This window comes from Ottowia sp. (assembly GCF_047975795.1).
GTDB lineage: Bacteria > Pseudomonadota > Gammaproteobacteria > Burkholderiales > Burkholderiaceae_C > Ottowia.
Genome location: NZ_JBKEEE010000008.1, coordinates 45,288 through 69,173, shown reverse-complemented (window position 1 = coordinate 69,173; position 23,886 = coordinate 45,288). Strand labels below are relative to the sequence as shown.

The following is a 23,886-nucleotide window of genomic DNA, read 5'->3' as shown; positions in this document are numbered from 1 at the left end:
GCAGCGCATGTCACGTTTCAGTGTCAAAAAAGTCGCCGTCCTCGGCGCGGGGGTGATGGGCGCGCAGATCGCGGCCCATCTGGTCAACTGCAAGGTGCCTGTGGTGCTGTTCGATTTGTCCGCCAAGGAAGGCGACAAGAGCGGCATCGTTTTGAAGGCCATCGATCACCTGAAGAAGCTCAAACCCGCGCCGCTGGCGGTGGCGGGCGACGCCGCGCTGATCGAAGCGGCCAACTACGCGGACGACCTGAAAAAACTCAAGGGCTGCGACCTCATCATCGAGGCCATTGCCGAGCGCATGGACTTCAAGAGCGAGCTGTACGCCAAAATTGCCCCGCATGTGGCTGGGCACGCTCTGCTGGCCAGCAACACATCGGGCCTATCGATCACGAAGCTGAGCGAGGCTTTGCCCGAGGCGCTGCGCCCGCGCTTTTGCGGCATCCACTTTTTCAACCCGCCGCGCTACATGCAACTGGTGGAGCTGATTGCTACGCCCGCCACTGAAGGCCAGGTGCTGGACAAGCTGGAAACCTTTGTCACCACCGCACTGGGCAAAGGCGTGGTGCGCGCCAAGGACACGCCCAACTTCGTCGCCAACCGCATCGGCACAGCGGGCATGCTGACCACCATGCGAGAGGCGGAGAAATTCGGTCTCAGCGCTGACGTGGTGGACGACCTGACCGGCAAGCGCATGGGGCGCGCCTCCAGCGGCACCTTCCGCACTGCCGACGTGGTGGGGTTGGACACTCTGGCCCACGTCGTCAAGACCTTGCAAGACAACTTGAGCGCACAGGCCGACACGTTTTACGCCAGTTTTGGCACCCCACCCGTGTTGGCCAAACTGCTGGAGCTGAAGCATCTGGGCCAAAAAAGCGGCGCGGGTTTCTACAAGAAAGTCGGGCGCGACATCCTGCGTTTTGATTTGACCTCGGGTGACTACATGCCCGCAGGCCAGAAGGCCGACGAGGTGTATGGCCGCATGCTCAAACGCCCGGCAGCGGAGCGGCTGAAATTGCTGCGCGATTCGCAAGGGCCGCAGGGACAATTTTTGTGGGCCATTTTGCGCAACAGTTTTCATTACGCTGCGGTGCATTTGCAAACCATCGCCGAGACCGCACGCGACGTCGATCAGGCCATGCGCTGGGGTTTCGGCATGAAGCAAGGCCCGTTCGAGCTGTGGCAAGAGGCTGGCTGGCTGGAAGTGGCCGAGATGGTGCAAGCCGACATTGATGCGGGCAAAGCGCTGAGCAAGGAGCCGCTGCCCGACTGGGTGTTCAAGGGACCGGTGGCTGAAGCCGGCGGCGTGCACACCGCCGATGGTTCTTGGAACCCCACCAGTGGCCGCTTTGAGCCACGCCGCCAGTTGCCGGTGTACCAGCGCCAGCTGTTCCCCGAGCTGCTGCTGGGCGAGGCCGGGCCGCGCCCAGACACGGCAGGCACCACGCTGGATGAGGACGACGCCATCCGCATCTGGACGCTGGACGGCGAGGTGCTGATTGCCACTCTGAAAACCAAAATGCGCGCCATCAGCCCTGTGGCTGCCGAAGGGCTGGCGCGCGCCGTGGCGTTGGCTGAAGGCGGCTACCAGGGGCTGGTGGTGTGGCCGGGCGACGACCCGTTCAGCGTCGGTGCCGATCTGCAAGCCATGCTGCCGGGTTATGTGGCGGGCGGTGTCGAACTGATCGACTCGATGGAGCAGGAATTGCAGCAAGTGATGCTGCGCCTGCGTTACGCCAGCGTGCCCACCGTGGCTGCCGTGCGCGGCATGGCGCTGGGCGGCGGTTGTGAGCTGGCGGTGCACTGCGCGCGCCGTGTGGCGGCGATGGAAAGTTACATGGGGCTGGTGGAAGTCGGCGTCGGCCTGGTGCCTGGGGCGGGTGGCTTGACGTACATCGCCCGCCGTGCGGCCGAGAACGCGCAGGCCAGCACGGGCAAGGATTTGCTGCCATTTCTGACCGAAGGCTTCACCGCCGCCGCCATGGCCAAGGTGGGCACCAGCGCGTTGGAGTCACGCCAGTTGGGCTATCTGCTGTGGAGCGACGTGATCGTGCCGCACAAGGACGAACTGCTGTACGTGGCCATCCAGCAGGCCAAGGCTATGCATGCTGCGGGCTACCGCCCGCCCATGCCGCGCCCGTTTGCCGTGGCCGGGCGCGACGGCAAGGCCACCATTTTGGGTCAGTTGGTCAACATGCGTGACGGCGGCTTTATCAGCCCGCATGACTTTCACGTTGCCGAACTGATTGCCAATGTGGTGACAGGCGGCGAGGTTGATCCCGGCACGCTGGTGGATGAAGAGTATTTGATGGCGCTGGAGCGTCGCGCCTTCACCGCGCTGCTGGGCCACCCCAAAACGCATGAGCGGATCATGGGCATGCTGTCCACGGGTAAACCCGTGCGCAATTGACGCGGCGATGATGACGGTCGAGCGCGCCTCCGATTCCCTCTCCCGCGCGCGGGAGAGGGTTAGGGTCAGGGCCAGCGAACTCCGCACCAACGCCACCGAAGCTGAATCGCTGCTCTGGCACCATCTGCGCGACCGCCGCCTCGGCGGCTTCAAGTTCCGCCGGCAGCGCCCCATCGGCCCGTACTTCGCCGACTTCGCCTGTATCGAGGCGCAACTCGTGATTGAGCTGGACGGTGGTCAGTACGTCGAACAGGCGGCAGCCGATGCCCAGCGCACGCGCTTCATCGAGCAGCAGGACTTTCGCGTGCTGCGGTTCTGGAACCACGAGGTGCTGACGGAAACCGAAGCGGTGCTGGAGCGAATTGTGCAGGCTTGTCAGAACTCTCCCACCCTCACCCCAACCCTCTCCCGCGCACGGGAGAGGGGGCAAGACACAGAAGGACATCGGTCATGAAACAAATTCAAGACGCCTACATCGTCGCTGCCACGCGCACGCCGATCGGCAAGTCGCACAAGGGCTATTTCAAGAACACCCGGCCGGATGATTTGCTGGCGCATGTGCTGCGCGTCGCCGTGGCGCAGGCGCCGGGGCTGGATCCGGCGGCCATTGAGGACATCGTTTGCGGCTGCGCCATCCCCGAGGCGCAGCAGGGGCTGAACGTGGCGCGCGTGGCCGCCGTGCTGGCTGGGTTGCCCCAAAGCGTGGGTGGTGTCACTGTGAACCGCTTCTGCGCCTCGGGCCTGTCGGCGGTGCAGATGGCGGCCGACCGCATCCGCGTCGGCGAGGCCGAGGTGATGATCGCCGCCGGCGTGGAAAGCATGAGCCTGGTGCCGATGATGGGCAACGCGCCCAGCCTGTCGCCGGCCATCTTTGCCGACACGAACAACATCGACGACTACGGCATCGCCTACGGCATGGGCCTGACGGCCGAGAAGGTGGCGCAGCAGTGGAAAGTGAGCCGCGCCGCGCAGGACGCGTTTGCCCTGCAGTCCAACCAGCGGGCGGTGGCGGCCATCGCGGCGGGTGAGTTCAAGGACGAAATCACGCCGATCACCGTGACCGAACGCCGCATCAACCTGACGGCGGCCGAGGTCGCCACCAGCGAGCGCGTGGTCGACATCGACGAAGGCCCGCGCACCGACACCACGCTGGAAGGGCTGGCCAAACTGCGCGCCGTGTTTGCCGCCCGTGGCAGCGTGACGGCGGGCAACAGCAGCCAGACCAGCGACGGCGCGGGGGCGTTGATCCTGGCCAGCGAGACGGCGGTCAAGCGCTTTGGTTTGACGCCGCTGGCGCGCTTTGTGTCGTTTGCCGCACGCGGCGTACCGCCGCAGATCATGGGCATCGGCCCGATCGAGGCGATTCCGGCGGCGCTGAAGAACGCCGGGCTGAAGCAGGACGATCTGGACTGGATCGAGCTGAACGAGGCCTTTGCCGCCCAGTCGCTGGCGGTGATGAACACGCTGGGGCTGGATGCGGCCAAGGTGAACCCCATGGGTGGTGCCATCGCCCTTGGCCATCCGCTGGGCGCCACGGGTGCCATTCGCTCGGCCACCGTGGTGCACGCGCTGCGCCGCCACAACAAAAAATACGGCATGGTCACCATGTGCGTGGGCATGGGGCAAGGCGCAGCGGGCATTTTTGAACGTGTGTGATGGTGCGGCATGCATGACGCAGCAAGCGATTCAATCCATAGCCATTAACGCCATGACCGATGCGGTGGAAAACGAAGTGTTGATCGAGTCGCCTGACGGTGGCCGTGTCGCCGCGCACGTGTTCGAGCCGCCAACGGGCTTGTCTGTCACGCGGCAGGTGGTGATCGCCCCGGCCATGGGTGTGGCGCAAAGCCGTTATGCCGCGTTTGCATCTTGGCTGGCTGTGCAGGGCGTGCGGGTGCTGACGTTCGACTACCGGGGCCAGGGCGCATCGCTGCTGCTGGCCGATAGCGGCAAGTTGCGGCGCGTGCGCGCCACGCTGGACGATTGGCGGGCCGATTACGAAGCGGCAACACAGTATTTGCACGCTCGTGCGCCCGATCTGCCGCTGACCCTGATCGGTCACAGCCTGGGCGCACAACTGCCGGGTTTGTTTGAACGCACCGGACACATCGGCGGCCTGCTGTCGGTGGCCTCGGGCAGCGGCTACTGGCGCGAAAACGCGCCTGCCTTGCGCGCACGGGCGCTGCTCATGTGGCATGGCATGGTGCCGCTGTTCACCCCCTTGTTCGGTTACTTTCCGGGGCGGCGGCTGGGGGCGGTGGGTGACTTGCCTGCGGGCGTGATTCGTCAATGGCGGCGCTGGTGCCTGCACCCGCGCTACAGCGGTGCGGAGGGCGATGAGGCGCTGGCGCGCTATGCGGCAGTGCGCTTTCCGGTGCTGGCGCTGTCGGTGACCGACGACGAGATGATGACGCTGCGTGGTACTCAAAGCCTGCTGGCGCTGTACGCGGGCGCGCCCAGCCGCATCGAGCGTGTGGCCCCAGCCGATTTTGGGCTGCCCCGCATTGGGCACCTGGGCTGGTTTCACCCGCGCCATCAAGATACGCTGTGGCTGCATGCGCGCGATGCCTTGTTCAACCTGCACGCGCGGGTGGCGGCGGGCGCGGAGCCGGGCATTGACTCAGATGGACCTTCAGGCGCGTGGGCGACAGCCAGTTGATGGCTGCGTGCTAATGTTTAAAGACGCCATTTTTCTGTCAAGCCGCATTTCTTTAAGCCATGACACACCCTTTTGACCAAGCTCTGACGCTTGACTTGCAAGCCCTGCCGCCTGATGCGGATCAAGCGCAGGCCGCGCGCGTATTTGCAGGCCGTACCCATCCTGACTACGCCAACATGGTGGGGCCGTTTGGCGGTGTGACGGCGGCGCAAATGCTGCAAGCGGTGCTGCGGCACCCTGACCGGCTGGGCGATCCGTTGGCGCTGACGGTGAACTACGCCGCAGGCTTGCGTGATGCGCCTTTTCGCATCGAAGCGCGGCCCGCCCGCACCAACCGTTCCACCCAGCACTGGACGCTGTCGCTGGTGCAGGTGGATGAAGGCGGACAGGAATCCACCTACGTCACAGCCACTGCGGTCACGGCAGCGCGCCGCAGCACCTGGAGCGCGGTAGAAGCGCCCATGCCCAGCGATGTTCCTGCGCCGGAGAGCACCGAACGCGTGGCCGCACCTGGGCGCGTGCGCTGGACCGATCGTTACGACATGCGCGCCATCGCAGGCCGCTTGCCCATGCAGTGGGACGGCACCGAGGCCGACAGCGTGACCCGGCTGTGGGTGCGCGATGATCCGCTCCGTCCGCTGGACTTTGCCAGCCTGGCGGCCATGTCGGACGTGTTCTTTCCCCGCGTGTGGCGTCGCCGCGCGCACATGACGCCTGCGGGCACCGTGTCGATCACGGTGTACTTTCACGTCAGCGCCGACGGGCTGGCCGCCACCGGCACCGGCTGGCTGCTGGGGCAGGCGCGGGCGCAATCGTTTTTCAATGGTTTTTTTGACCAGAGCGCAGAGCTGTGGAACGAAGCGGGCCACCTGCTGGCCACCACGCACCAGATTGTTTACTACAAGGAATAGGCAAGGAGATTAAGGCTTATGACCCAGGAAATTTTGGAACACCAGGACGGCGCGGTACTGACGCTGACCTTCAATCGGCTGGCGCGCAAAAACAGCATCAACACCGCCATGTACGAAGCGCTGGCCGCGGCCGTCAAACGCAGCGCCACCGATGATTCGGTGCGCGTGCTGGTGATGCAGGGGCACGAAACCGTGTTCTCGGCGGGCAACGACATTGAAGATTTTTTGCGCATGCAAAAAACAGAAGCATCAAACGGCAGCCAGGGCGAAGCAGCGGTGTTCCGGTTTTTGCGTGACCTGGCCGCCTATCCCAAACCCGTGGTGGCAGCCGTGTGCGGCCCTGCGGTGGGCATTGGCACCACTTTGCTGATGCACTGCGACTTGATCTATGCGGGCGACAATGCGGCGTTTTCCATGCCCTTCGTCAACCTGGGGTTGTGCCCGGAAGCGGCGTCCAGCCTGTTGGTGCCGCGGCTGTTTGGTTACCAGCGCGGGGCCGAAGTGCTGTTGCTGGGCGAGCCTTTCATGGCCGAGGCCGCGCTGGAGGTCGGCCTGGTCAACCGGGTGGTGCCGCCCGCCGAATGCAACGCATTGGCGCAAGCGCAGGCGCACAAACTGGCGGCCAAGCCGCTGTCCAGCGTGGTGGCGATCAAGCGTTTGATGAAAGGCGATGTGCAAGACGCCGTACAGCGCCGCATGGACGAAGAAAACGCCGAATTCGCCCGCCTGCTGCCCTTGCCCGCCGCCCGCGAAGCCATGACCGCCTTCATGGAAAAGCGCAAGCCGGATTTCAGCCAATGCTGAAATCTGAGCGCACCGTCAGGTGCGAGGCCGCGCAGCGGCGTGCGCAGCTTTCGATAAAAGCGCAAGCCGGATTTCAGCCAATGCTGAAATCTGATCAAGACTCAAACGCCTCTATATGAAGATGACCGCACCATGACCCGGCATGCCCCCACACCGCCCGTGCCGTTTGAGCCTGAGTTCACGCAGCGCCTGCGCCACATTTTTGAAGAGCTGATCGTGTTCAACCAGGTGCTGGGCCTGAAGCTGATCGACATTGCCGCCGACCACGTCAGTGGCCGCGTCGATATGCGTCCCGAGCTGATTGGTCACTTTGGCCATCAGCGTCTGCATGGCGGTGTGATCAGCGCCACGCTGGACGCCATGGGTGGGGTGGCCGTGATGGCGGCTATCGGCGCGCGCCACATGGACGAGCCGCCTGAAAAGCGGCTGGAACGCTTTGGCAAGTTGGGCACGATCGATTTGCGCATCGACTATTTGCGCCCTGGACTGGGTGAGTTTTTCACCACCCATGCCGAGGTGATGCGCCTGGGTTCGCGCGTGGCCACCACGCGGATGGAATTTCGCGATGCGGCGGGCAAGCTTCTGTCCACCGGCTCTGCGGCGTACATTGTTTCTTGATTTTTGCTATATAAAAAGAAGCTGCTTTCGCTTTCTGGAAAAGCGCTGAAGGCAGATTTGTCTTAAAAGTTCAGAGCACTTGATCTACAGCAGGCTTTGTGGCACCGCCCGGGGCTTGCCATGGTCGTCAATGGCCACGTAGGTCAGAGTGGCCTCGGTCACCTTGATGTAGCGGCCCTGGCTGGCAAAGCGCTCGGCGTAGACGCCGACGTTGACTGTCATTGAGGTGCGGCCAATGCGCTCCATCCTGGCGTAGAACGACAAAATGTCGCCCACGCGTACCGGCTGCTTGAAGATGAACTGGTTCACCGCTACCGTGGCCATGCGCCCTTGTGCGTAGCGTGCGGGCAGCACCGACCCGGCCAGATCCACCTGCGCCATCACCCAGCCGCCAAAGATGTCGCCGTTGGCGTTGGCATCGGCGGGCATGGGAATCACCTTCAGCACCAGCTCATGGTCGGCGGGTACCTGTGCTTCGGGGGCGTTGACCGGCGTGGTGTTCGGTTGGCGCAGATGAATGTGTGCAGGAGTATGGGCCGGGGCGTGGGCGGGATTGGATGAATCAGACATGGGCACAATCCGGGAACAAGAAGTTGAATCAAGGATTGTCCACGATGCGCGGCGACGGCGAGCGTTCTTTGTCAAATCCGGCACCTGAAAGCGCCAACCCACACCAGTCCGACTGGCGCACCCTGAGGCGTCTGGCGCCTTACCTGTGGCAATACAAATGGCGCGTGGTGGTGGCGCTGCTGTTTGTGGTGGGTGCCAAGGTGGCCAACGTGGGCGTGCCGGTGCTACTGAAAAATTTGGTGGACGCCATGACGCTCAAGCCTGGCGAGCCTGCCGCCTTGCTGGTGGTGCCGGTGGGGCTGCTGCTGGCTTACGGGCTGTTGCGGCTGTTGACATCGATATTTACCGAGTTGCGCGAGTTGGTGTTTGCCAAGGCCACGCAAGGTGCCGCACGGCACATTGCGCTGCAAACGTTTGAGCACCTGCATGGCTTGAGTCTGCGTTTTCACCTGGAGCGGCAAACCGGCGGCATGACGCGCGACATCGAACGCGGTGTGCGCGGCATGGAGTCGCTGGTGTCGTTTTCGCTTTATTCGATCGTGCCCACACTGGTGGAGCTGGTGCTGGTGTTGGGTATTTTGGCGCTGCGCTTTGACGCTGGGTTTGCGTGGATCACCGGGGCCGCCCTGGCGATCTACATCGTTTTTACGGTGAGCGTGACCGAGTGGCGCACGCAGTTTCGCAGGCAAGCCAACGAGTTTGATTCGGCCGCGCACACCAAGGCTATCGACACGCTGATCAACTATGAAACGGTCAAATATTTTGGTAACGAACACTTCGAGGCACGCCGTTACGACGACAGCCTGGAAAAGCTGCGTCTGGCCCGGTTGAAAAGCCAGACCTCGCTGTCGCTGCTGAACACGGGACAGCAAATCATCATCGCCACGGCTTTGGTGGCGGTGCTGTGGCGCGCTACCCAAGGCGTGGCCGATGGCCGCCTGACGCTGGGCGATTTGGTGATGATCAACGCTTTCATGATCCAGCTTTACATCCCGCTCAATTTTCTGGGCACGATCTACCGCAGTCTCAAGCAAAACCTGACCGATGTGGACAAGATGTTCCGCCTGCTGGACAGCCCGCGCGAAGTGGCTGACGCGTCCGGTGCGCAGCCGCTGCACACCAACGGCCCGGTGGACGTGCGCTTTGACGACGTGTCTTTCGCTTATGAAGCGGATCGGCCGATTTTGTCGGGCGTGAGCTTTCATATCCCTGCAGGCCGGACGGTGGCGGTGGTGGGGCCGTCAGGCGCGGGCAAATCCACGCTCGGCCGGTTGCTTTACCGCTTTTACGACGCCCAGCAAGGATCGGTTCTGGTTGCCGGACAAGACGTTCGCCATGTCACGCAGGCCAGCGTGCGCCATGCCATCGGCATCGTGCCGCAGGATACGGTGTTGTTCAACGACACGGTGGCCTACAACATCCGTTATGGCCGCACCGATGCCACCGATGCCGAGGTGCAAGCCGCTGCGCGTGCGGCGCATATCCACGACTTCATCATGAGCACACCGCACGGCTACCAGACCATGGTGGGCGAGCGCGGGCTGAAACTGTCCGGCGGCGAAAAGCAGCGCATCGCCATCGCGCGTACGCTGCTCAAAAATCCGCCCATTCTGATTTTTGATGAAGCCACCAGTGCGCTCGACTCGGCCAATGAACGCGCCATTCAACGCGAATTGCAGCGCGCCGCTGAAGGCAAGACCACGCTGGTGATTGCGCACCGTTTATCGACGGTAGTGGATGCGCACGAGATCCTGGTGATGGCGCAAGGACGCATTGTCGAGCGTGGCACGCATCCTGCATTACTGGCTGCGCAAGGCGTTTATGCACGCATGTGGGCATTGCAGCAGCATGCCGGGCATGCGAGTGTGAGCGATTGAAATGGGTTCAGCACTCGCCCCCCGTTTGTAGGGCAAGAAAGCGCACCAAAAACAAGACAGGCGCGCACCACAATGGGGTTAACCATGAGTGCCGCGTCCGTAGAATGGCGTTGTAGGGGTGGCGAGTCAGTTCACCGCTATTTATATTTTGTGAAAGGGTATTTCGAATGAAAAAGCACATCATGGCCTTGACGGTTTTTGCGTTGGCAGCGGGTGCGGCCTATGCGCAATCGAATGACACGCTGGCGAAGATCAAAGCCAGCGGTGAAGTGAGTCTGGGCGTTCGGGATTCCTCTGGTCTGGGCTTCACCATTGGTGGCGGCAAATACGTCGGCTTTCATACAGAGATGGCCGAACGCATCATTGACGACCTGAGCAAACAGGTGGGCGCACCGCTGAAGATCAAGCATCAGGTCATCACCTCGCAAAACCGCATTCCGCTGCTGCAAAACGGCACCATCGACTTTGAATGCGGATCCACCACCAATAACGCCACGCGCCAAAAAGACGTGGCATTTGCGGTGACCACCTATGTGGAAGAAGTGCGCATTGCGACCAAGGCCAACTCGGGCATCAAGTCCATCAAGGATCTGGATGGCAAGACCGTGGCGGTGACTACAGGCACCACGTCGGTGCAGCACCTGCGCAAGCACGAGCGCGGTGAGGGTGTGAATTTCAAGGAAGTCATGGGCAAAGACCATGCCGACAGCTTTTTGCTGCTGGAGTCTGGCCGCGCCGATGCGTTTGTGATGGACGGCTCTATCCTGGCGGCCAACATCGCCAAGTCCAAGTCGCCCAAAGACTTCGCCATCGTGGGCGAGGTGGTGAACGTTGAGCCAATTGCCTGCATGCTGCGCAAGGACGACCCAAAAATGAAGACCGCCATAGACGAGAGCATCAAGCGCCAGATCAAGGATGGCTCGCTGGCCAAGTTGTATGACAAGTGGTTCATGCAGCCGATTCCGCCGAACAACGTAACGCTGAATATGCCTTTGTCTGAAAGCACCAAGGCCGCGTGGGCCAACCCCAACGACAAGCCGATGGAAGACTACGCCAAGAAGTGATCTTGGGTGATGCAGGCTGATGATTCATGGGCCTGCTGAACTTAAGCGCCCGTCAGGCATGTGATCTGGCGGGCGTTTTTGGTTGAACGGCCACAGGCTTTTTCTGGAATGATTTGAGGAGCGGAGGCATGCAATGCTGAACATGAACTGGGCGGTGTTCTGTCAGGACACCGTGACAGGCGACGCGATTTCTGGCTGCTTCGGCACGGGCCAGGACTTCACGTACCTCGACTGGATTTTCAAAGCCTGGGGCTGGACAGTGGGCGTGTCGCTGACGGCGCTGCTGGTGGCCTTGGTGGCGGGATCCATCATTGGCGTGATGCGCACTTTGCCCGACAGCCCGTGGCTGGTGCGCTTTGGCAATGCCTGGGTGGAGTGGTTTCGCAACATTCCGCTGCTGGTGCAGATTTTTTGCTGGTATTTCGTGGCACCGTCGATCATCACGCCCATGCAGGCTTTGCCGCCTTTCGTGCTGGTGGTGCTGGCATTGGGTTTGTTTACCTCGGCGCGCATTGCCGAGCAGGTGCGCGCAGGCATTCAGGCTTTGCCCAAGGGGCAGCGGTATGCGGGCATGGCCCTGGGCTTTACCACGCCGCAGTATTACCGCTATGTGATCTTGCCGATGGCGTACCGCATCATCATTCCGCCGCTGACCAGCGAATCGATGAACATCTTCAAAAACTCGTCGGTGGCGTTTGCGGTGTCGATCTCTGAGCTGACCCAGTACGCCATGCAGGTGGGTGAAGAGACTTCACGCCCGGTCGAGGTTTATCTGGCTGTCACAGTGCTGTACGTGATTTCAGCGCTGGTCATCAACCGCATCATGGCCTTCATTGAAAAGCGCGCACGTGTTCCGGGCTTTGTTGCGTCGGGCGCTGGGGCGGGGGGGCATTGAAATGAACCTCGATTTTTCCCTGGTCAATTGGCAGCTGATTCAAGGTTTTATCCTCAAAGGGCTGTGGTTCAGCATCGTGCTGACGGCGGTGGCTACGCTGGGCGGCATTTTCTTTGGCACCTTGCTGGCCTTGATGCGTCTGTCGGGCAAAAAGTGGCTGGACGCGCCCGCCGCCATCTACGTCAACGGCATGCGTTCCATCCCGTTGGTGATGGTGATTCTGTGGTTCTTCCTGCTGGTGCCCTTCATCATCGGACGGCCCATTGGGGCGGAGTATTCGGCCTTCGTGACCTTTATCGCGTTCGAGGCAGCGTACTTTTCCGAGATCATGCGTGCGGGCATTCAGTCCATCCCGCGCGGGCAGGTATTTGCGGGTCAAGCGCTGGGCATGAGCTATCAACAGAATATGATGTTGGTGATCTTGCCGCAAGCTTTCCGCAACATGCTGCCGGTGCTGCTGACGCAAACCATTATTCTGTTCCAGGACACCTCGCTGGTGTACGCCATCGGTGCGTATGACCTGCTCAAGGGCTTCGAGACGGCAGGCAAAAACTATGGTCGCCCGATCGAGATGTACCTGCTGGCCGCTGTGACCTACTTTGTCATTTGCTTTTCGCTGTCTGCCGTCGTCAAGCGGATTCACCGCAAGATCGCCATCATTCGATAGAGGTTATTCATGTCCGATCACATGATTCAAATTAAAAACGTGTCCAAGTGGTACGGCCCGGTGCAGGTGCTCAGCGACTGCTCGGTCAACATCGACAAGGGCGATGTGGTGGTGGTGTGCGGGCCTTCTGGCTCGGGCAAATCCACGCTCATCAAAACCGTGAACGCGCTGGAGCCGTATCAAAAAGGCGAAATCGTGGTCAACGACATCTCGCTGTCTGATCCCAAGACCAATCTGCCGAAACTGCGCAGCCAGGTGGGCATGGTGTTCCAGCACTTCGAGCTGTTTCCGCACTTGTCGGTGACCGAAAACCTGACGATTGCACAGGTCAAGGTGCTGGGCCGCAGCGCCGACGAAGCCAAAGCGCGCGGTCTGAAAATGCTTGACCGTGTGGGTTTGATGGCGCACAAGGACAAGTTTCCCGGTCAATTGTCAGGCGGCCAGCAGCAGCGTGTGGCGATTGCGCGTGCGCTGTCGATGGATCCGGTGGTGATGCTGTTCGACGAACCTACTTCTGCGCTCGATCCTGAGATGGTGGGCGAGGTGCTGGACGTGATGGTCAGCCTGGCTGGCGAAGGCATGACCATGATGTGCGTCACGCACGAGATGGGTTTTGCACGTAAGGTCGCCAGCCGGGTGATCTTCATCGACGTGGGCGGCCACATTCTGGAAGATTGTTCCAAAGACGAGTTCTTTGGCAACCCCGAGGCGCGTCAGCCGCGCACCAAAGATTTTTTGAGCAAGATATTGAACCATTGATATCGGTACAAAGCCTGCTCCCAGGCTGCCCAAGCTTCGCGTTGCTTCTCTATCGCCTCAAGAAGACTCCGCTATTGCTTGGAGATTTCTTGGCCACAGTGATGCTCGGGTGGTGGTCAGTTTTGCGACCTTGGGTTTGCTCGCGGGTGGGAGAAAAGGTGGGATGTACGGATGCTCCTTGCCGCAGCGTGAAGCACGCTTGCCCAAAAATGCTTGCAGTAACGGATGGGTAGGCGCAGGAGGCTATGCCAGCGACAGCGTTTGAAATTGAAAAGGCCCTCGTCAAAGGGCCTTTGATTGGTGCGACAGGATATACCTGCTACATCGCGAGCGCGGTCTCTGGTGCTACGCCCGTGCCGTGCTTCAACGGCGGCGCTGGCCTTGTCCGCCCGGCGGTGGGCCATCAGTGCGGCGCTCCAGGTGGCGGAAGTTGATGCGGCCCTTGCTCAGGTCATAAGGCGACATCTCCAGCGACACGCGGTCGCCCGCCAGAATGCGGATGCGATTTTTTTTCATTTTGCCGGCTGAATAGGCCACCAGCTCATGGCCGTTGTCCAGTGTGACGCGAAAGCGCGTGTCTGGCAGCACTTCGTTGACGATGCCTTGCATCTCGATCAGTTCTTCCTTGGCCATGCGGGCCTCTCCTTGTGCGTCCTGCACATAAATCTGACCTCCCTGCCGCGCCTTCTGGACGCAGGCGATAGCGCGACGGAGATTGACGGTGGCCGGAAAAATGGGGGTGCTGAAAGACTCAAAATTGTTCGTCCGTGGAACCTAAAAGCCATTTCCAGCAATGGTCAGAAATCAATGCGTTGAAGCATGTTCTGCGCCGCAAACCCTCCACCTGGGCCGCGCACAGCCCACACCGCCGCGCTGGCTACCGATGGTCTGACGAACTGCGCATTATAAATCACGAGGTCATTTTTGTGTGGTTCAAACCACACATCGAACGGCTGGCTGGTGGTAGTTTCAGGTACCGACTTTTTCGTCCACCACCTTCGCAGGCGCGCTTTGGCGGGCTGCGGGCACGGCGCATTGGATAGCTTCGGCATGGCTGCGCAGATCGACCAGACGGGTGGCGATATGGTCGAGCACCGGCGGGGGCAGGGGTTGCTGAAATTCGTAATCTAGCCGGGTCACCTCGGCCACCAGAAAGTTGCAATCGGCCTGCTGCTGGCCTGGTGTGCTGAACGCGACAGGTTGCGCCACTGTGGTGGTTGCGCTGCTACCGGTTGATCCGGCCACACCGTTGGCGTCCATGCCGGTGACTCCAGGCGGCGGCGGCGGATTGGCAGCTTCAGGGCAGGGAGCGTTGGTGTAGGTGACGTGACCGTCCACCACACATTTGTTGACCGCACCACCTATCACGGCCGGGGCGATCATGCCCTGGCTGGAATCGGACACCAGGGGGGATGTATTGGGCACTGATGCGGGCGGTGTGGGTGCGGTGGCGTGGGTTGCCTCCATGGGCGCAGGGGCTGTGACTTCGGCATTAACGGCCACGGCGCGGCGGCGAGCAATGTCACCCACCAGCCAGTTATAGGCCATGTAAGCACCCACGCCCAGCAAGGCCAGCGTCACCATGTTCACGATCCAGCGACCCAGGCTGGTGCCAGCAGAAGACTCAGGTGGCAAAAGAGGGCGGTCGTCAGAGCTAAGAGTGTCGGGCTTCATGGTGGCACGGCAAGTAAGGCTTGATTTTATTGAATTGGTGCGTCCAGTTTGCCGATGCCGTCCAGCCCCAAATACGTGCCTTCATGGCGCAACCGCGCTTGCAGTGCAGCCACGTCGATTTGGCGCGGCGACACGCCCGCTTGCAGCGCCAGCGCAGCACCCGTGCCCGCTGCCTGTCCCATCACGAAGCAGCCGCCCGACACGCGTGCCGCTGACTGGCCACCGTGCGTCATCGACGCGCAGCGCCCAGCCACCAATAGGTTGCTCTGTCCGCGCGGCAGCAGCATGCGCCAGGGCAAGTGGTTGAAGCCGCGCACCTGCGGGATGTCGGCAAAGCGAAATTGCACATCGCCCGCCACATGGTCTTCCACCATCCAGCCGTTGACGCCGATGCTGTCGTCAAAACTGGCGCATTGCAGCACGTCGGTCTCAGTCAACTGGTAGTCGCCCAGTACGCGGCGAGTTTCGCGCACGCCCACCTGCGGGGCAATTTCCAGCAGATAAGCATTTTCAAAGCCTGGCGCGTAGCTGCGCAAAAAGGTCATGAACTGGGCGATTTGCTGGCGGCCCTGTACTTCGGCCGCGCTGAGTTGGCGCGCATCGGTACCGTCAACCGGACTGCCGTCGGCGTTGGCCAGTTGGGTGACATTGGCGCGCCACTCCGCAGGATTTTTTTGCGGGCGAATAATGGGCGCTTTACGTGCAAAGCGCAGACCGTCGCGCTCGGCGCGTGCCATCAGCGGGTCAAAGTGGTTCCAGGCATCGCCCGCACGTGCCGCATCCACACCGTGAATGCGGAACATGGTGGATGGGTACATCATGGCGTTGCCGCTGGTGGAATCGTCGCCTTTTTCAAAATCAGCGCCCGCCCACGCCGTCAGATCGCCGTCGCCTGAAGCGTCAATGAACATTCGCCCCAGCACCGCCTGGCGGCCTGACTTGGTTTCAATCAGCAGCGCCTTGATTTCGCCAGGCGCACGCATCAGCGCCCCCACCGCCTGCGCATGAAACAGCACCTGCGCTTTGCTGCCCAGCACCAGCGCATCGGCTGCCAGCTTGAAGGCCGCGTTGTCGTAAGCCTGCGCGGCGATGCGACCGTCAAACAATAAATGTGGTTCGTTCAACCCGCCCAGCGCGCGCATGTGACCCAGCAGCTCGTCTGCCAAGCCGTGCACCACCTGCTGGATGTGGCCGAATACGTTCGCGTGCAGGCCACAGAAATTGGTCACCCCCGCTGCCGTGCCCATGCCGCCCAGAAAGCCGTAGGCTTTTACCAGCAGTGTGCGGCAGCCCGCGCGCGCCGCCGCTGTGGCCGCCATGATGCCCGCCGGGCCACCGCCCAGCACCACCACGTCAAATTCGCCAAATACCGGTGTCTGGCGAGCGGGTTCGGTCAGGGTGGCGGGATGGGCCGTAGACGGCATTGTGTTTGTTGATTGTTTGGGCTGTTTTTTTGCAGTACCAGAAAGCGATAAAAGCTATATAAACAGTAGCATTTTGAGCTATCCCCGTGATTCGGCTGATGGCTTGCTGGCCAGTGCGCGTGCTGTCTTCAGGCGCTGAAACACCGGGGCGTTCAATTCGCGTGTTTGCGGGCCCCAGCGGGCAGAGATTTTTTCCAGCTCGGCGTGCAGGCGCTGGGCGGTGGCGGTGTCGCCCGTGGCGTAGGCCCAGATGGCGTATTCGGCCTTGGCCTCATAGGTGCCAAATTTGTCCATGGCCGATGCGTATTCTTGCTGCGCCTCGGCCGCGCGCCCGGTGCCGGCCAGCGCGCGGGCGATGAGCAACGACACGGCTTCGGGATAGTAATCAGGCCGCTCGGTGCGCAGCGGCTCCAGCTGGCGCAGGGCGTCGGCATAGCGCTCGCAGCCGACGTAGGCGCGGGCGGTGCCCAGGCGAACTTCGGGGTCGGTGGCAAAGGGGCCGCGCAGGCATTGCTCGTATTGCTGCACGGCACCCGGCGCGTCTCCCACATCCAGCAAAGCAGCGGCCAGGCGCATCTGGTTTTGCGCCGTGGGCGTGTCTTCAAACGCGGTGCGCGCTTCGCGCACCTCGCGCTGGGGATCGATGGCGCGTACGGCGGCCGACACTACCTTGCCCGCATGGCGCTGCAAGCGCGAATTGGGCAGATAGATGGCAAAAAAGTACACCGCGCTGCCCAGCAGCGGAAACGCAAAAAGGATAAACAGCCAATACGTGTTCTGGCCCGTGCGCACCGCGTGGATGGCGCACAGCACGGCCAGCACAACGTGCAGTCCTAAACCGGCAAATGGCATGGCGCAAAGCTCCCTTTATTAAATGATGGTGTGGTCAAGCGCGGCAATGATAGCGCTCGGGTGGTGCCAGCGTGGCGGCGTGCGGCGTTGTATGTGGCGCTCTGTACGTGGCATCAGGCTGCCGGTGCCCAGGCCCCACAGGCCCAACATTGGTCAAAGCCGCCTTCGACCAGCTCGCCGCAGCCTGCGCATGTCCAGCGCCGCTGGGGCAGGCGTTCCAGCTCGGCCAGCAGAGCGCGCGCGGCAGTTTCATGCTCAGGGTGGCGCAGCCACAGCTCGGGCAGGCACTGGTCGGGCGGCAGCTCGCCTGCCAGGCCGTTCAAATAGCGGCGCTCGACCACCGTGGGGTAACCGGCTTCGCACAGCAAATCGGCCCAGATTTGGGCGATGGCGGCGTTGGGGGCCTGCATCAGGCGGTGCATGGGGCGGTGCCGAGATGAGGTGTTGTCGATAACGTCAGTCCACTGGTAGACCGCACTTTGAACACGCTCTTAAACCCGCTGGGCCAGCTCGACCGCCTTGCCCACGTAAGCCGCAGGTGTGAGCGCCAGCAGGCGGTCTTTTTCGGCTGGCGGGATATCCAGCCCGCGGATCAGCCCATGCAGCGCCTCGCGCGTCACCGCTTGCCCGCGCGTGACTTCCTTGAGTTTTTCATACGCGCCGGGCACGCCGTAACGCCGCATCACGGTTTGAATCGGCTCGGCCAGCACCTCCCAGGCGCTGTTCAGATCGGCTGCCAACTGGGCCTGGTTCAGCTCCAGCTTGTTCAAACCCGTCAGCAGCGACTGGTAGGCCAGCACGGCGTACCCTAAGCCCACGCCCATGTTGCGCAGCACGGTGGAATCGGTCAGATCGCGCTGCCAGCGGCTGATCGGCAGCTTCTCGCTCAAGTGGCGCAGCACCGCATTGGCCAGGCCCAGGTTGCCTTCGGCGTTCTCGAAGTCGATCGGGTTGACCTTGTGCGGCATGGTCGACGAGCCGATCTCGCCCGCCTTGGTCTTTTGTTTGAAGTAGCCAACGCTGATGTAGCCCCACACGTCGCGCGCCAGGTCGATGCAAATGGTGTTGGCACGTGCCACCGCGTCGAACAGCTCGGCCATGTAGTCGTGCGGCTCGATCTGGATGCTGTAGGGCTGAAAGGTCAGGCCCAGGCCGAAGGGCTGGCTGGCGTCGCCGCCAGCCGTAAGCTCAGGCGTTTCGAGCACGCGGCGGCTGAAGGCCTCCCAGTCAAAGTCGGGCCAAGCCGACAGGTGGGCGTTGTAGTTGCCGACAGCGCCGTTCATCTTGGCCAGCAGCTTGACCGAGGCTATGGCGGAGCGCGCGGCATTCAGGCGCACCACCACGTTGGCCAGCTCCTTGCCGACGGTGGTGGGGCTGGCGGTCTGGCCGTGGGTGCGGCTGAGCATGGGCACGGCGGCAAATTCCCGCGCCAGTGCGCGCAGGCGTTCGATCACCCCGTCCAGCGCGGGCAGCAACACGGCGTCGCGCCCGCTTTTGAGTTGCAGCGCGTGGCTGGTGTTGTTGATGTCCTCGCTGGTACAGGCAAAGTGCACGAACTCGCTGGCTGCTTCCAGCTCGGGCTGGTCTTTGAACTGATTTTTGATCCAGTACTCGACGGCCTTCACGTCGTGGTTGGTGGTTTTCTCGATGTCCTTGATGGCTTGGCCGTCAGCTTCGCCAAACTGTTGCACTAATTTTTTGATGTAAGCGCGCCCTTCCTTTGAAAGCGGCTTGAATTCATCAAACCCGGCATCCGACAGAGCGACAAACCAGGTCAACTCGACCTGCACACGGCGGTGCATGTAGCCCAGCTCGCTCATGATGGGGCGCAGGGGAGAGAGCTTGCTGGCGTAGCGGCCATCCAGCGGCGAAACGGCGGTCAGTGCAGTGAGGTTCATGCCTAAATTGTAGAAGCCGCGCGCCCCCGTTTGAGTGCTGTTCGGATGCTGGCATGGTGCATGACCCCATCCCCCATTTGATTGATGCCGCTGCCCGCAGGCTTGCCCTAGAATGGCCGACACTTTTTTATTCGCGCCAGCGCCCACGCACCCATGTCCATGCGATTGATCGGCTCTCTGACCAGCCCCTACGTGCGCAAGGTGCGTGTGGTGATGGCGGAGAAAAAACTGGAGTACCAGTTCATCAGCGAAAACGTCTGGGCCGATGACACGCAGATTGCCGCGTCCAACCCGCTGGGCAAAGTGCCGTGCCTGGTGATGGATGGGCAAGAGGCGGTGTTTGATTCACGCGTGATCGTTGAATACCTGGAAACGCTGTCGCCCGTGGGCAAACTGATTCCCGCAGCAGGCCGCCAGCGGGTGGAGGTGAAAACCTGGGAAGCGCTGGCCGATGGTTTGTGCGACGCCGCCATTTTGGCGCGCATGGAGCGCACCTGGACGGGCCGTACCGACACTGAGCGCAGCCAGAGCTGGATCGACCGCCAGATGCACAAGGTAGACACCGCGCTGGTGGCCATGAGCCGTGGCCTGGGCGATAAACCGTGGTGTTCGCCTGGCGTGCACTTGACCTTGGCCGATCTGGCCGTGGGTTGCGCGCTGGGCTATCTGGACTTTCGATTTCCTGAGTTGGACTGGCGCAGTCGTCACGACAATCTGGCGCGCCTGCTGGACGAACGGTTGATGCAGCGTGCCAGCTTTGTGGACACTGCGCCCAAGGACTGAACGTCCCCGCTACCCCCCAACCCCGTCCGGGGTTTTTTTATGCCCAACCCAAAGCGAAGCGCCGCCTGCGGTGCTTAACCCGAGGCGGCGCGTTCTGAATAAAAAAGCTGCCAGAGCGGCCTGAAGCGAATGAGGAGGGAGGGAGGGAGGAGGAAGTGCGCTTCAGGTTTTCAAAAGACTCACAGAGACCAAAGGCTCGGCAGCGTCAAGGTTGATTCATTCAACCACTCACATTACATGGGTTCAGAGGCGACTTGCACAAGAGGAGTTCCGCAAATTCCGAAACCAATGCGTAAAGAACTGTGAACTGGCGCACGCGTTTGTCAGTGCAGTCACGTATCGGCCTATGCGTATCCAGCGGTTTTCAGGCCAATGCCACCCCGGCAGCATGGCCCAGAGCAAAAGCTTCTTCAAACACCGAATAGCCCGACCAGTCAGCGTGCGCAAAGGCCAGTCGGGGTGCATCGGCAAATCGCAGCGCGGTGGTACGGGCGGCACTGGTGGGCAATGCTCCCGCCTTGATTTGCCGCACCTGCGCCAGTGTGCCCTGCGTCGGTATGGTCATGGCGTGGCCGTAGCGGGTCAAATCCATGCGCAGCAGTTTGCCCGCCAGATCGGGGTGGGGCACTGACAATTCGGCCAGGATCTGGTCGCGCCAATGCGTCCACGGGTGTTGCAGCAGCTCGGCGCGGCCATTCGGCCCATCGCCCAGCGCCCGGTAATACGTCAGCACTGTGGGGCCGGGCACGGTTTGCAGGCTTTGGTGCATGGCGTCGACATAGCCCAGTCCGGCGTTGCCGTACAGCACGTTGTCCCACGCCGGTGCGGCGCCGGGGCGATCTTGCAGCGGCGCGCGCAGGCGCAGGTTGGCGACCAGCCAGGGCGCGGTGGCCTGGTGCGTGGCTATGTGGGTGGCGCGTGCGCGCAGCGCTGCCGGGGGCGTGGCCAGCACGCGCGCGGCCACGTGCACTGGCAGCGCCACCACCACTTGCGCGGCTTGCCAGCGCTCCAGCCGACCGCTGGGTACATGCAGGGCATCGACTGTCACGCCGTGGCGGCCTTCGGTCACGCGGCCCACCACACGTTGCGTGTGCAAGCGTTCACCCAGCGGGGCGGCCAGGCGCTCGCTCAGCCAGCCGTTGCCTTGCGGCCAGGTCAGCAAGCCTTCTTCGCCATCGCCAGCGTGGTCATCGCCGGGGGCATGAAAGCCGTGTCGACTGGCAAAGTAATGCAGACCGGCCCAGGCCGACACTTGCGTCAAACCCGCGCCATAGTCGTCGCGGCAGCAGTAGTCCAGGTACCAGCGCAGGTGCGGGTCGGTCAAGCCATGTTGTTGCAACCAAGCATCAAAAGTTATAGCGTCCTGCGTATGTTGAATGGGCGCAAACGCTGACTTGTGCACCGGAATGGCATAGTGCGCTGCCTGCTGCGCCGTATTTACTTCGGCGGCAAACCGGCGGTACTGTGCCAGCGTTGACGGCCCCACGCCTTGCATGGGCAACAGCCCTTCTTGCCACTGACCACCAAAGAACAGGCGCTCTTGCGGGCTGTGGCACAGGTGGCGCTCGTCGTAGCGCCAACGGCCCGCCACGTGCTGGCGCAGGCCCAGCTCTTCCAAAAAATCCTGTACTTCAGGCACATCGTCGCCGGGCAGCGGCAAGTAGTGCGCGCCTTGCGGGCAGGCAATGCCCAGCACTTCAGTGCCACGACTGTTGCCGCCCGCTGTGTCTTCCAGTTCCAACAAAACGAAATCATCGTGCCCCGCCAGCCGCAGTGCCCGTGCAGCCGCCAAACCGGCAATGCCGCCACCGACGATCAGGGTGTGTACGCGGCGCGTGACGTCGGGCGCGCGCTGCGGCCAGGGCTGACGCAGCAGATGGCCACGTTCGTCGGCGATACCGGTGAAGCCGCCGGGAATGTCGTTGGCATCGCGGCGCGTACAGCCTGCGATGGAAAACGCGGCGACTGACGCTGACGTGGCCAAAAATGTGCGGCGGTGCATGCGCGACGATGCCTCGTTGGTCAATGCAGCGCAGCCAGTAGGCTGATTTTGATCGTGACGGCGGTGGCGTAGAACATCGCAACGGTTGATGCCGCCGCGCACAGCATGCCCAGCGCCAAAGATAACCACAGGGAAAAAGCTCGGCAGCGGCAAACCCATCCGGCGCAGATGCCGAACGCCACGCCGGCCATGCAAAGTGCTACCGCATTGCCGAAGATCATCCACATGGCTTGAGGCGGATAGTCGAAAGCATTCAATCCCCAATTCGACTCCGCCCACCACCGAAGTATCCACGCCATCGTCCACAAGCCGAGGCCGGTGGCAGCCAACCAGGACGGTGACAACCGCTTCATCATTCCATCGCCCTTCCCCATTCCTGCTCATACGTGTGCACCAGCACCTGGTTCGACAGCCGGTTGACCTCGGCGGGCACGCGCGCCATGTCGGCGGGAAAGTCGAACAGCAGTGGCAGCGTTTGTGGCGTCAGATACCGCAAGCCTTTGGGCAGTGCGCTGGGCTGTCGCCACGGCCTGCGGCTGGCGATGACGAAGCCCCATTCACCAAAGCTGGGTACGTGGGCGTGGTAAGGGGTGGCGGCCAGGCCCGCCGATTCGATGGTGTGCACCACGGTCCAGAAGCTGTGGCGCGCCACCAGGGGCGAGGTGGTCTGGATCACGGCGTAGCCGCTGGCCGCAAGGCGCTTTTCCAGCAGGGCGTAAAAGCTTTGCGTGTAGAGCTTGCCGACGTTGAAATTGGTGGGGTCGGGGAAGTCCACGATCACGACATCGAAATACGCCTCTTCTGTTTGCAGCCACTGGAACGCATCCGTGTTGGTGACCTTGACTTTGGGCGAAGCCAGCGCGCCGTCGTTGAGCGCCGCCAGCGCCGGATTGCTGCCAAACAGCGTGGTCATGGCCGGATCCAGCTCCACCAGCGTCACGCTTTCGACGCTGGGGTATTTGAGAATTTCGCGCACCGCCATGCCATCGCCACCGCCCAGCACGGCCACCCGGCGCGGCGCGCCGTGCGCCGCCATGGCTGGGTGCACCAGGGCTTCGTGGTAACGGTATTCATCGCGTTCGGCAAATTGCAGGTTGCCGTTCAAAAACAGGCGGTAACCCGGTCGCCCCTCACCCGGCGCATGGGTGAGCACGATGCGTTGGTACGGCGTGGTTTGCGCCAGCACAATGCGGTCAGCGTACAGTTTTTCCTCGGCCAAGGTGGTGATGTGTTCCGCCCCCGCCCAGGCTGCGGCCAGCAGCGCCAGCGCCAATGCGCACGCCGTGGCGTGCGCTGCAAAATGGCGCAGCTCGTGCCTGAACAGCCACAGCGCCCACAGCGCCACAGCGGCATTCATCAGCCCGAACAGCAACCCCGTGCGGATCAAGCCCAGTTGCGGCACCAGCACCAGCGGGAAAGCCAGCGACACCGCCAGCGCACCCAGGTAGTCGAACGTCAGCACCTGCGACACCAGTTCTTTAAGCTGCACATTGCGCCGCAAAATGCGCATCACCAGCGGAATCTCCAGCCCCACCAGCATGCCCACCAGCAGCACCAATCCGTACAGCAGCATGCGAAAGGCATCGGGCACATACGCATTGGCCATGAACAGCGCTACCGGCAGCAGCCCGCCCGCCAGCGCCACCATCAGCTCGATGCGCAAAAAGTGCGCGGGCAGTTGGCGGTCAAAAAAGCGCGACAGGTACGACCCCACACCCATGGCAAACAGGTATGCACCGATCACGGTGGAAAACTGCAAGATCGAATCGCCCAGCACATAACTGGCAATTGCCCCCGCCGCCAGCTCATACAACAGCCCACAGGCGGCGATGACGAACACACTGGCCAGCAGGGCGACTTCAAGCGGGTGGGGCGGTTGGCGCGCGGTGCGCCCATCAGGCGGCGGCGCGGGGGCAGCAGCAGTAACAGCTGAATCAGGGTTCAAGACAGGCGCAGGCACGATGACCGCACTGTAACGCCCCGTGCTGGGTGGTATGAGCACAGGCTTTGAGAACTATGATT

23 protein-coding genes are annotated in these 23,886 nt (G+C 62.2%); 13 read left to right on the top strand and 10 right to left on the bottom strand.

Features of this window, described 5'->3' with window-relative positions; genetic code table 11:
* The first annotated feature begins 7 nt into the window (after positions 1-7).
* The 7 genes from ACK5NW_RS00845 (at position 8) to ACK5NW_RS00815 (ending at position 7,399) form a co-directional block, all read left to right on the top strand.
* Complete coding sequence (locus ACK5NW_RS00845) at positions 8-2,407, top strand: 3-hydroxyacyl-CoA dehydrogenase/enoyl-CoA hydratase family protein (RefSeq protein WP_416924354.1); 2,400 nt, start codon at positions 8-10, stop codon at positions 2,405-2,407.
* A gap of 7 nt (positions 2,408-2,414) precedes the next feature.
* Positions 2,415-2,861 carry an endonuclease domain-containing protein gene (locus ACK5NW_RS00840; protein ID WP_416924353.1) on the top strand — a complete coding sequence of 149 codons (447 nt, stop codon included), beginning with the start codon at positions 2,415-2,417 and terminating at the stop codon, positions 2,859-2,861.
* Positions 2,858-4,063: an acetyl-CoA C-acyltransferase gene (locus ACK5NW_RS00835; RefSeq protein WP_416924352.1), complete on the top strand. Its 1,206-nt coding sequence runs from the start codon at positions 2,858-2,860 to the stop codon at positions 4,061-4,063. The genes ACK5NW_RS00840 and ACK5NW_RS00835 overlap by 4 nt, the downstream gene beginning before the upstream one ends.
* A gap of 52 nt (positions 4,064-4,115) precedes the next feature.
* Entirely contained in the window at positions 4,116-5,066 is a 951-nt protein-coding gene (locus ACK5NW_RS00830) for a serine aminopeptidase domain-containing protein (protein WP_416924373.1), read from the top strand.
* A gap of 59 nt (positions 5,067-5,125) precedes the next feature.
* Positions 5,126-5,977, top strand: coding sequence for an acyl-CoA thioesterase (locus ACK5NW_RS00825; protein WP_416924351.1), 852 nt, complete (start codon positions 5,126-5,128; stop codon positions 5,975-5,977).
* Positions 5,978-5,995: 18 nt separating this feature from the next.
* Positions 5,996-6,781: an enoyl-CoA hydratase gene (locus ACK5NW_RS00820; protein WP_416924350.1), complete on the top strand. Its 786-nt coding sequence runs from the start codon at positions 5,996-5,998 to the stop codon at positions 6,779-6,781.
* A 132-nt stretch (positions 6,782-6,913) separates the two neighbouring features.
* Complete coding sequence (locus tag ACK5NW_RS00815) at positions 6,914-7,399, top strand: thioesterase family protein (RefSeq protein WP_416924349.1); 486 nt, start codon at positions 6,914-6,916, stop codon at positions 7,397-7,399.
* A gap of 84 nt (positions 7,400-7,483) precedes the next feature.
* On the opposite strand, the gene ACK5NW_RS00810 is transcribed toward ACK5NW_RS00815, so the two are convergent.
* Complete coding sequence (locus tag ACK5NW_RS00810; RefSeq protein WP_416924348.1) at positions 7,484-7,969, bottom strand: acyl-CoA thioesterase; 486 nt, start codon at positions 7,967-7,969, stop codon at positions 7,484-7,486.
* Positions 7,970-8,013: 44 nt separating this feature from the next.
* Between ACK5NW_RS00810 and ACK5NW_RS00805 the strand changes: the two genes are divergently transcribed.
* From ACK5NW_RS00805 to ACK5NW_RS00785, 5 genes are all read left to right on the top strand, one after another.
* A complete protein-coding gene (locus tag ACK5NW_RS00805; protein WP_416924347.1) occupies positions 8,014-9,846 on the top strand; it encodes an ABCB family ABC transporter ATP-binding protein/permease in 1,833 nt (610 codons plus the stop codon).
* A gap of 167 nt (positions 9,847-10,013) precedes the next feature.
* Entirely contained in the window at positions 10,014-10,910 is an 897-nt protein-coding gene (locus ACK5NW_RS00800) for a transporter substrate-binding domain-containing protein (RefSeq protein ID WP_416924346.1), read from the top strand.
* A gap of 133 nt (positions 10,911-11,043) precedes the next feature.
* Positions 11,044-11,805, top strand: a complete 762-nt coding sequence (locus ACK5NW_RS00795) for an amino acid ABC transporter permease (RefSeq protein ID WP_416924345.1) — start codon at positions 11,044-11,046, stop codon at positions 11,803-11,805.
* Between the two features lies 1 nt (position 11,806).
* The gene (locus ACK5NW_RS00790) at positions 11,807-12,472 is read left to right on the top strand and encodes an amino acid ABC transporter permease (RefSeq protein ID WP_416924344.1); all 666 of its coding nucleotides are present in this window, start codon (positions 11,807-11,809) and stop codon (positions 12,470-12,472) included.
* Between the two features lie 21 nt (positions 12,473-12,493).
* Positions 12,494-13,231: an amino acid ABC transporter ATP-binding protein gene (locus ACK5NW_RS00785; protein WP_416924372.1), complete on the top strand. Its 738-nt coding sequence runs from the start codon at positions 12,494-12,496 to the stop codon at positions 13,229-13,231.
* A 363-nt stretch (positions 13,232-13,594) separates the two neighbouring features.
* On the opposite strand, the gene infA is transcribed toward ACK5NW_RS00785, so the two are convergent.
* From infA to purB, 6 genes are all read right to left on the bottom strand, one after another.
* On the bottom strand, positions 13,595-13,864 hold the full coding sequence (infA, locus tag ACK5NW_RS00780) for a translation initiation factor IF-1 (RefSeq protein WP_416924343.1): 270 nt from the start codon (positions 13,862-13,864) through the stop codon (positions 13,595-13,597).
* 336 nt (positions 13,865-14,200) lie between these two features.
* The gene (locus tag ACK5NW_RS00775) at positions 14,201-14,905 is read right to left on the bottom strand and encodes a hypothetical protein (RefSeq protein ID WP_416924342.1); all 705 of its coding nucleotides are present in this window, start codon (positions 14,903-14,905) and stop codon (positions 14,201-14,203) included.
* A gap of 26 nt (positions 14,906-14,931) precedes the next feature.
* A complete protein-coding gene (locus ACK5NW_RS00770; protein ID WP_416924341.1) occupies positions 14,932-16,329 on the bottom strand; it encodes an FAD-dependent oxidoreductase in 1,398 nt (465 codons plus the stop codon).
* Positions 16,330-16,407: 78 nt separating this feature from the next.
* Positions 16,408-17,181 carry a tetratricopeptide repeat protein gene (locus ACK5NW_RS00765; RefSeq protein WP_416924340.1) on the bottom strand — a complete coding sequence of 258 codons (774 nt, stop codon included), beginning with the start codon at positions 17,179-17,181 and terminating at the stop codon, positions 16,408-16,410.
* Positions 17,182-17,294: 113 nt separating this feature from the next.
* Complete coding sequence (locus tag ACK5NW_RS00760) at positions 17,295-17,603, bottom strand: putative signal transducing protein (protein ID WP_416924339.1); 309 nt, start codon at positions 17,601-17,603, stop codon at positions 17,295-17,297.
* Positions 17,604-17,672: 69 nt separating this feature from the next.
* On the bottom strand, positions 17,673-19,079 hold the full coding sequence (purB, locus tag ACK5NW_RS00755) for an adenylosuccinate lyase (RefSeq protein ID WP_416924338.1): 1,407 nt from the start codon (positions 19,077-19,079) through the stop codon (positions 17,673-17,675).
* Positions 19,080-19,238: 159 nt separating this feature from the next.
* On the opposite strand from purB, the gene ACK5NW_RS00750 reads away from it, so the two are divergent.
* Positions 19,239-19,862, top strand: coding sequence for a glutathione S-transferase N-terminal domain-containing protein (locus ACK5NW_RS00750; protein WP_416924371.1), 624 nt, complete (start codon positions 19,239-19,241; stop codon positions 19,860-19,862).
* Positions 19,863-20,226: 364 nt separating this feature from the next.
* Here the strand turns inward: ACK5NW_RS00750 and ACK5NW_RS00745 are convergent, their stop codons facing one another.
* Genes ACK5NW_RS00745 through ACK5NW_RS00735 form a run of 3 tightly spaced genes read right to left on the bottom strand, consistent with a single transcriptional unit; the run spans position 20,227 to position 23,824 of the window.
* Positions 20,227-21,864, bottom strand: coding sequence for an FAD-dependent oxidoreductase (locus ACK5NW_RS00745; RefSeq protein WP_416924337.1), 1,638 nt, complete (start codon positions 21,862-21,864; stop codon positions 20,227-20,229).
* 20 nt (positions 21,865-21,884) lie between these two features.
* Positions 21,885-22,220: a hypothetical protein gene (locus tag ACK5NW_RS00740; RefSeq protein WP_416924336.1), complete on the bottom strand. Its 336-nt coding sequence runs from the start codon at positions 22,218-22,220 to the stop codon at positions 21,885-21,887.
* On the bottom strand, positions 22,217-23,824 hold the full coding sequence (locus ACK5NW_RS00735; RefSeq protein ID WP_416924335.1) for a polyamine aminopropyltransferase: 1,608 nt from the start codon (positions 23,822-23,824) through the stop codon (positions 22,217-22,219). Before ACK5NW_RS00735 ends, ACK5NW_RS00740 begins: the two co-directional genes overlap by 4 nt.
* Between the last annotated feature and the right edge of the window lie 62 nt (positions 23,825-23,886).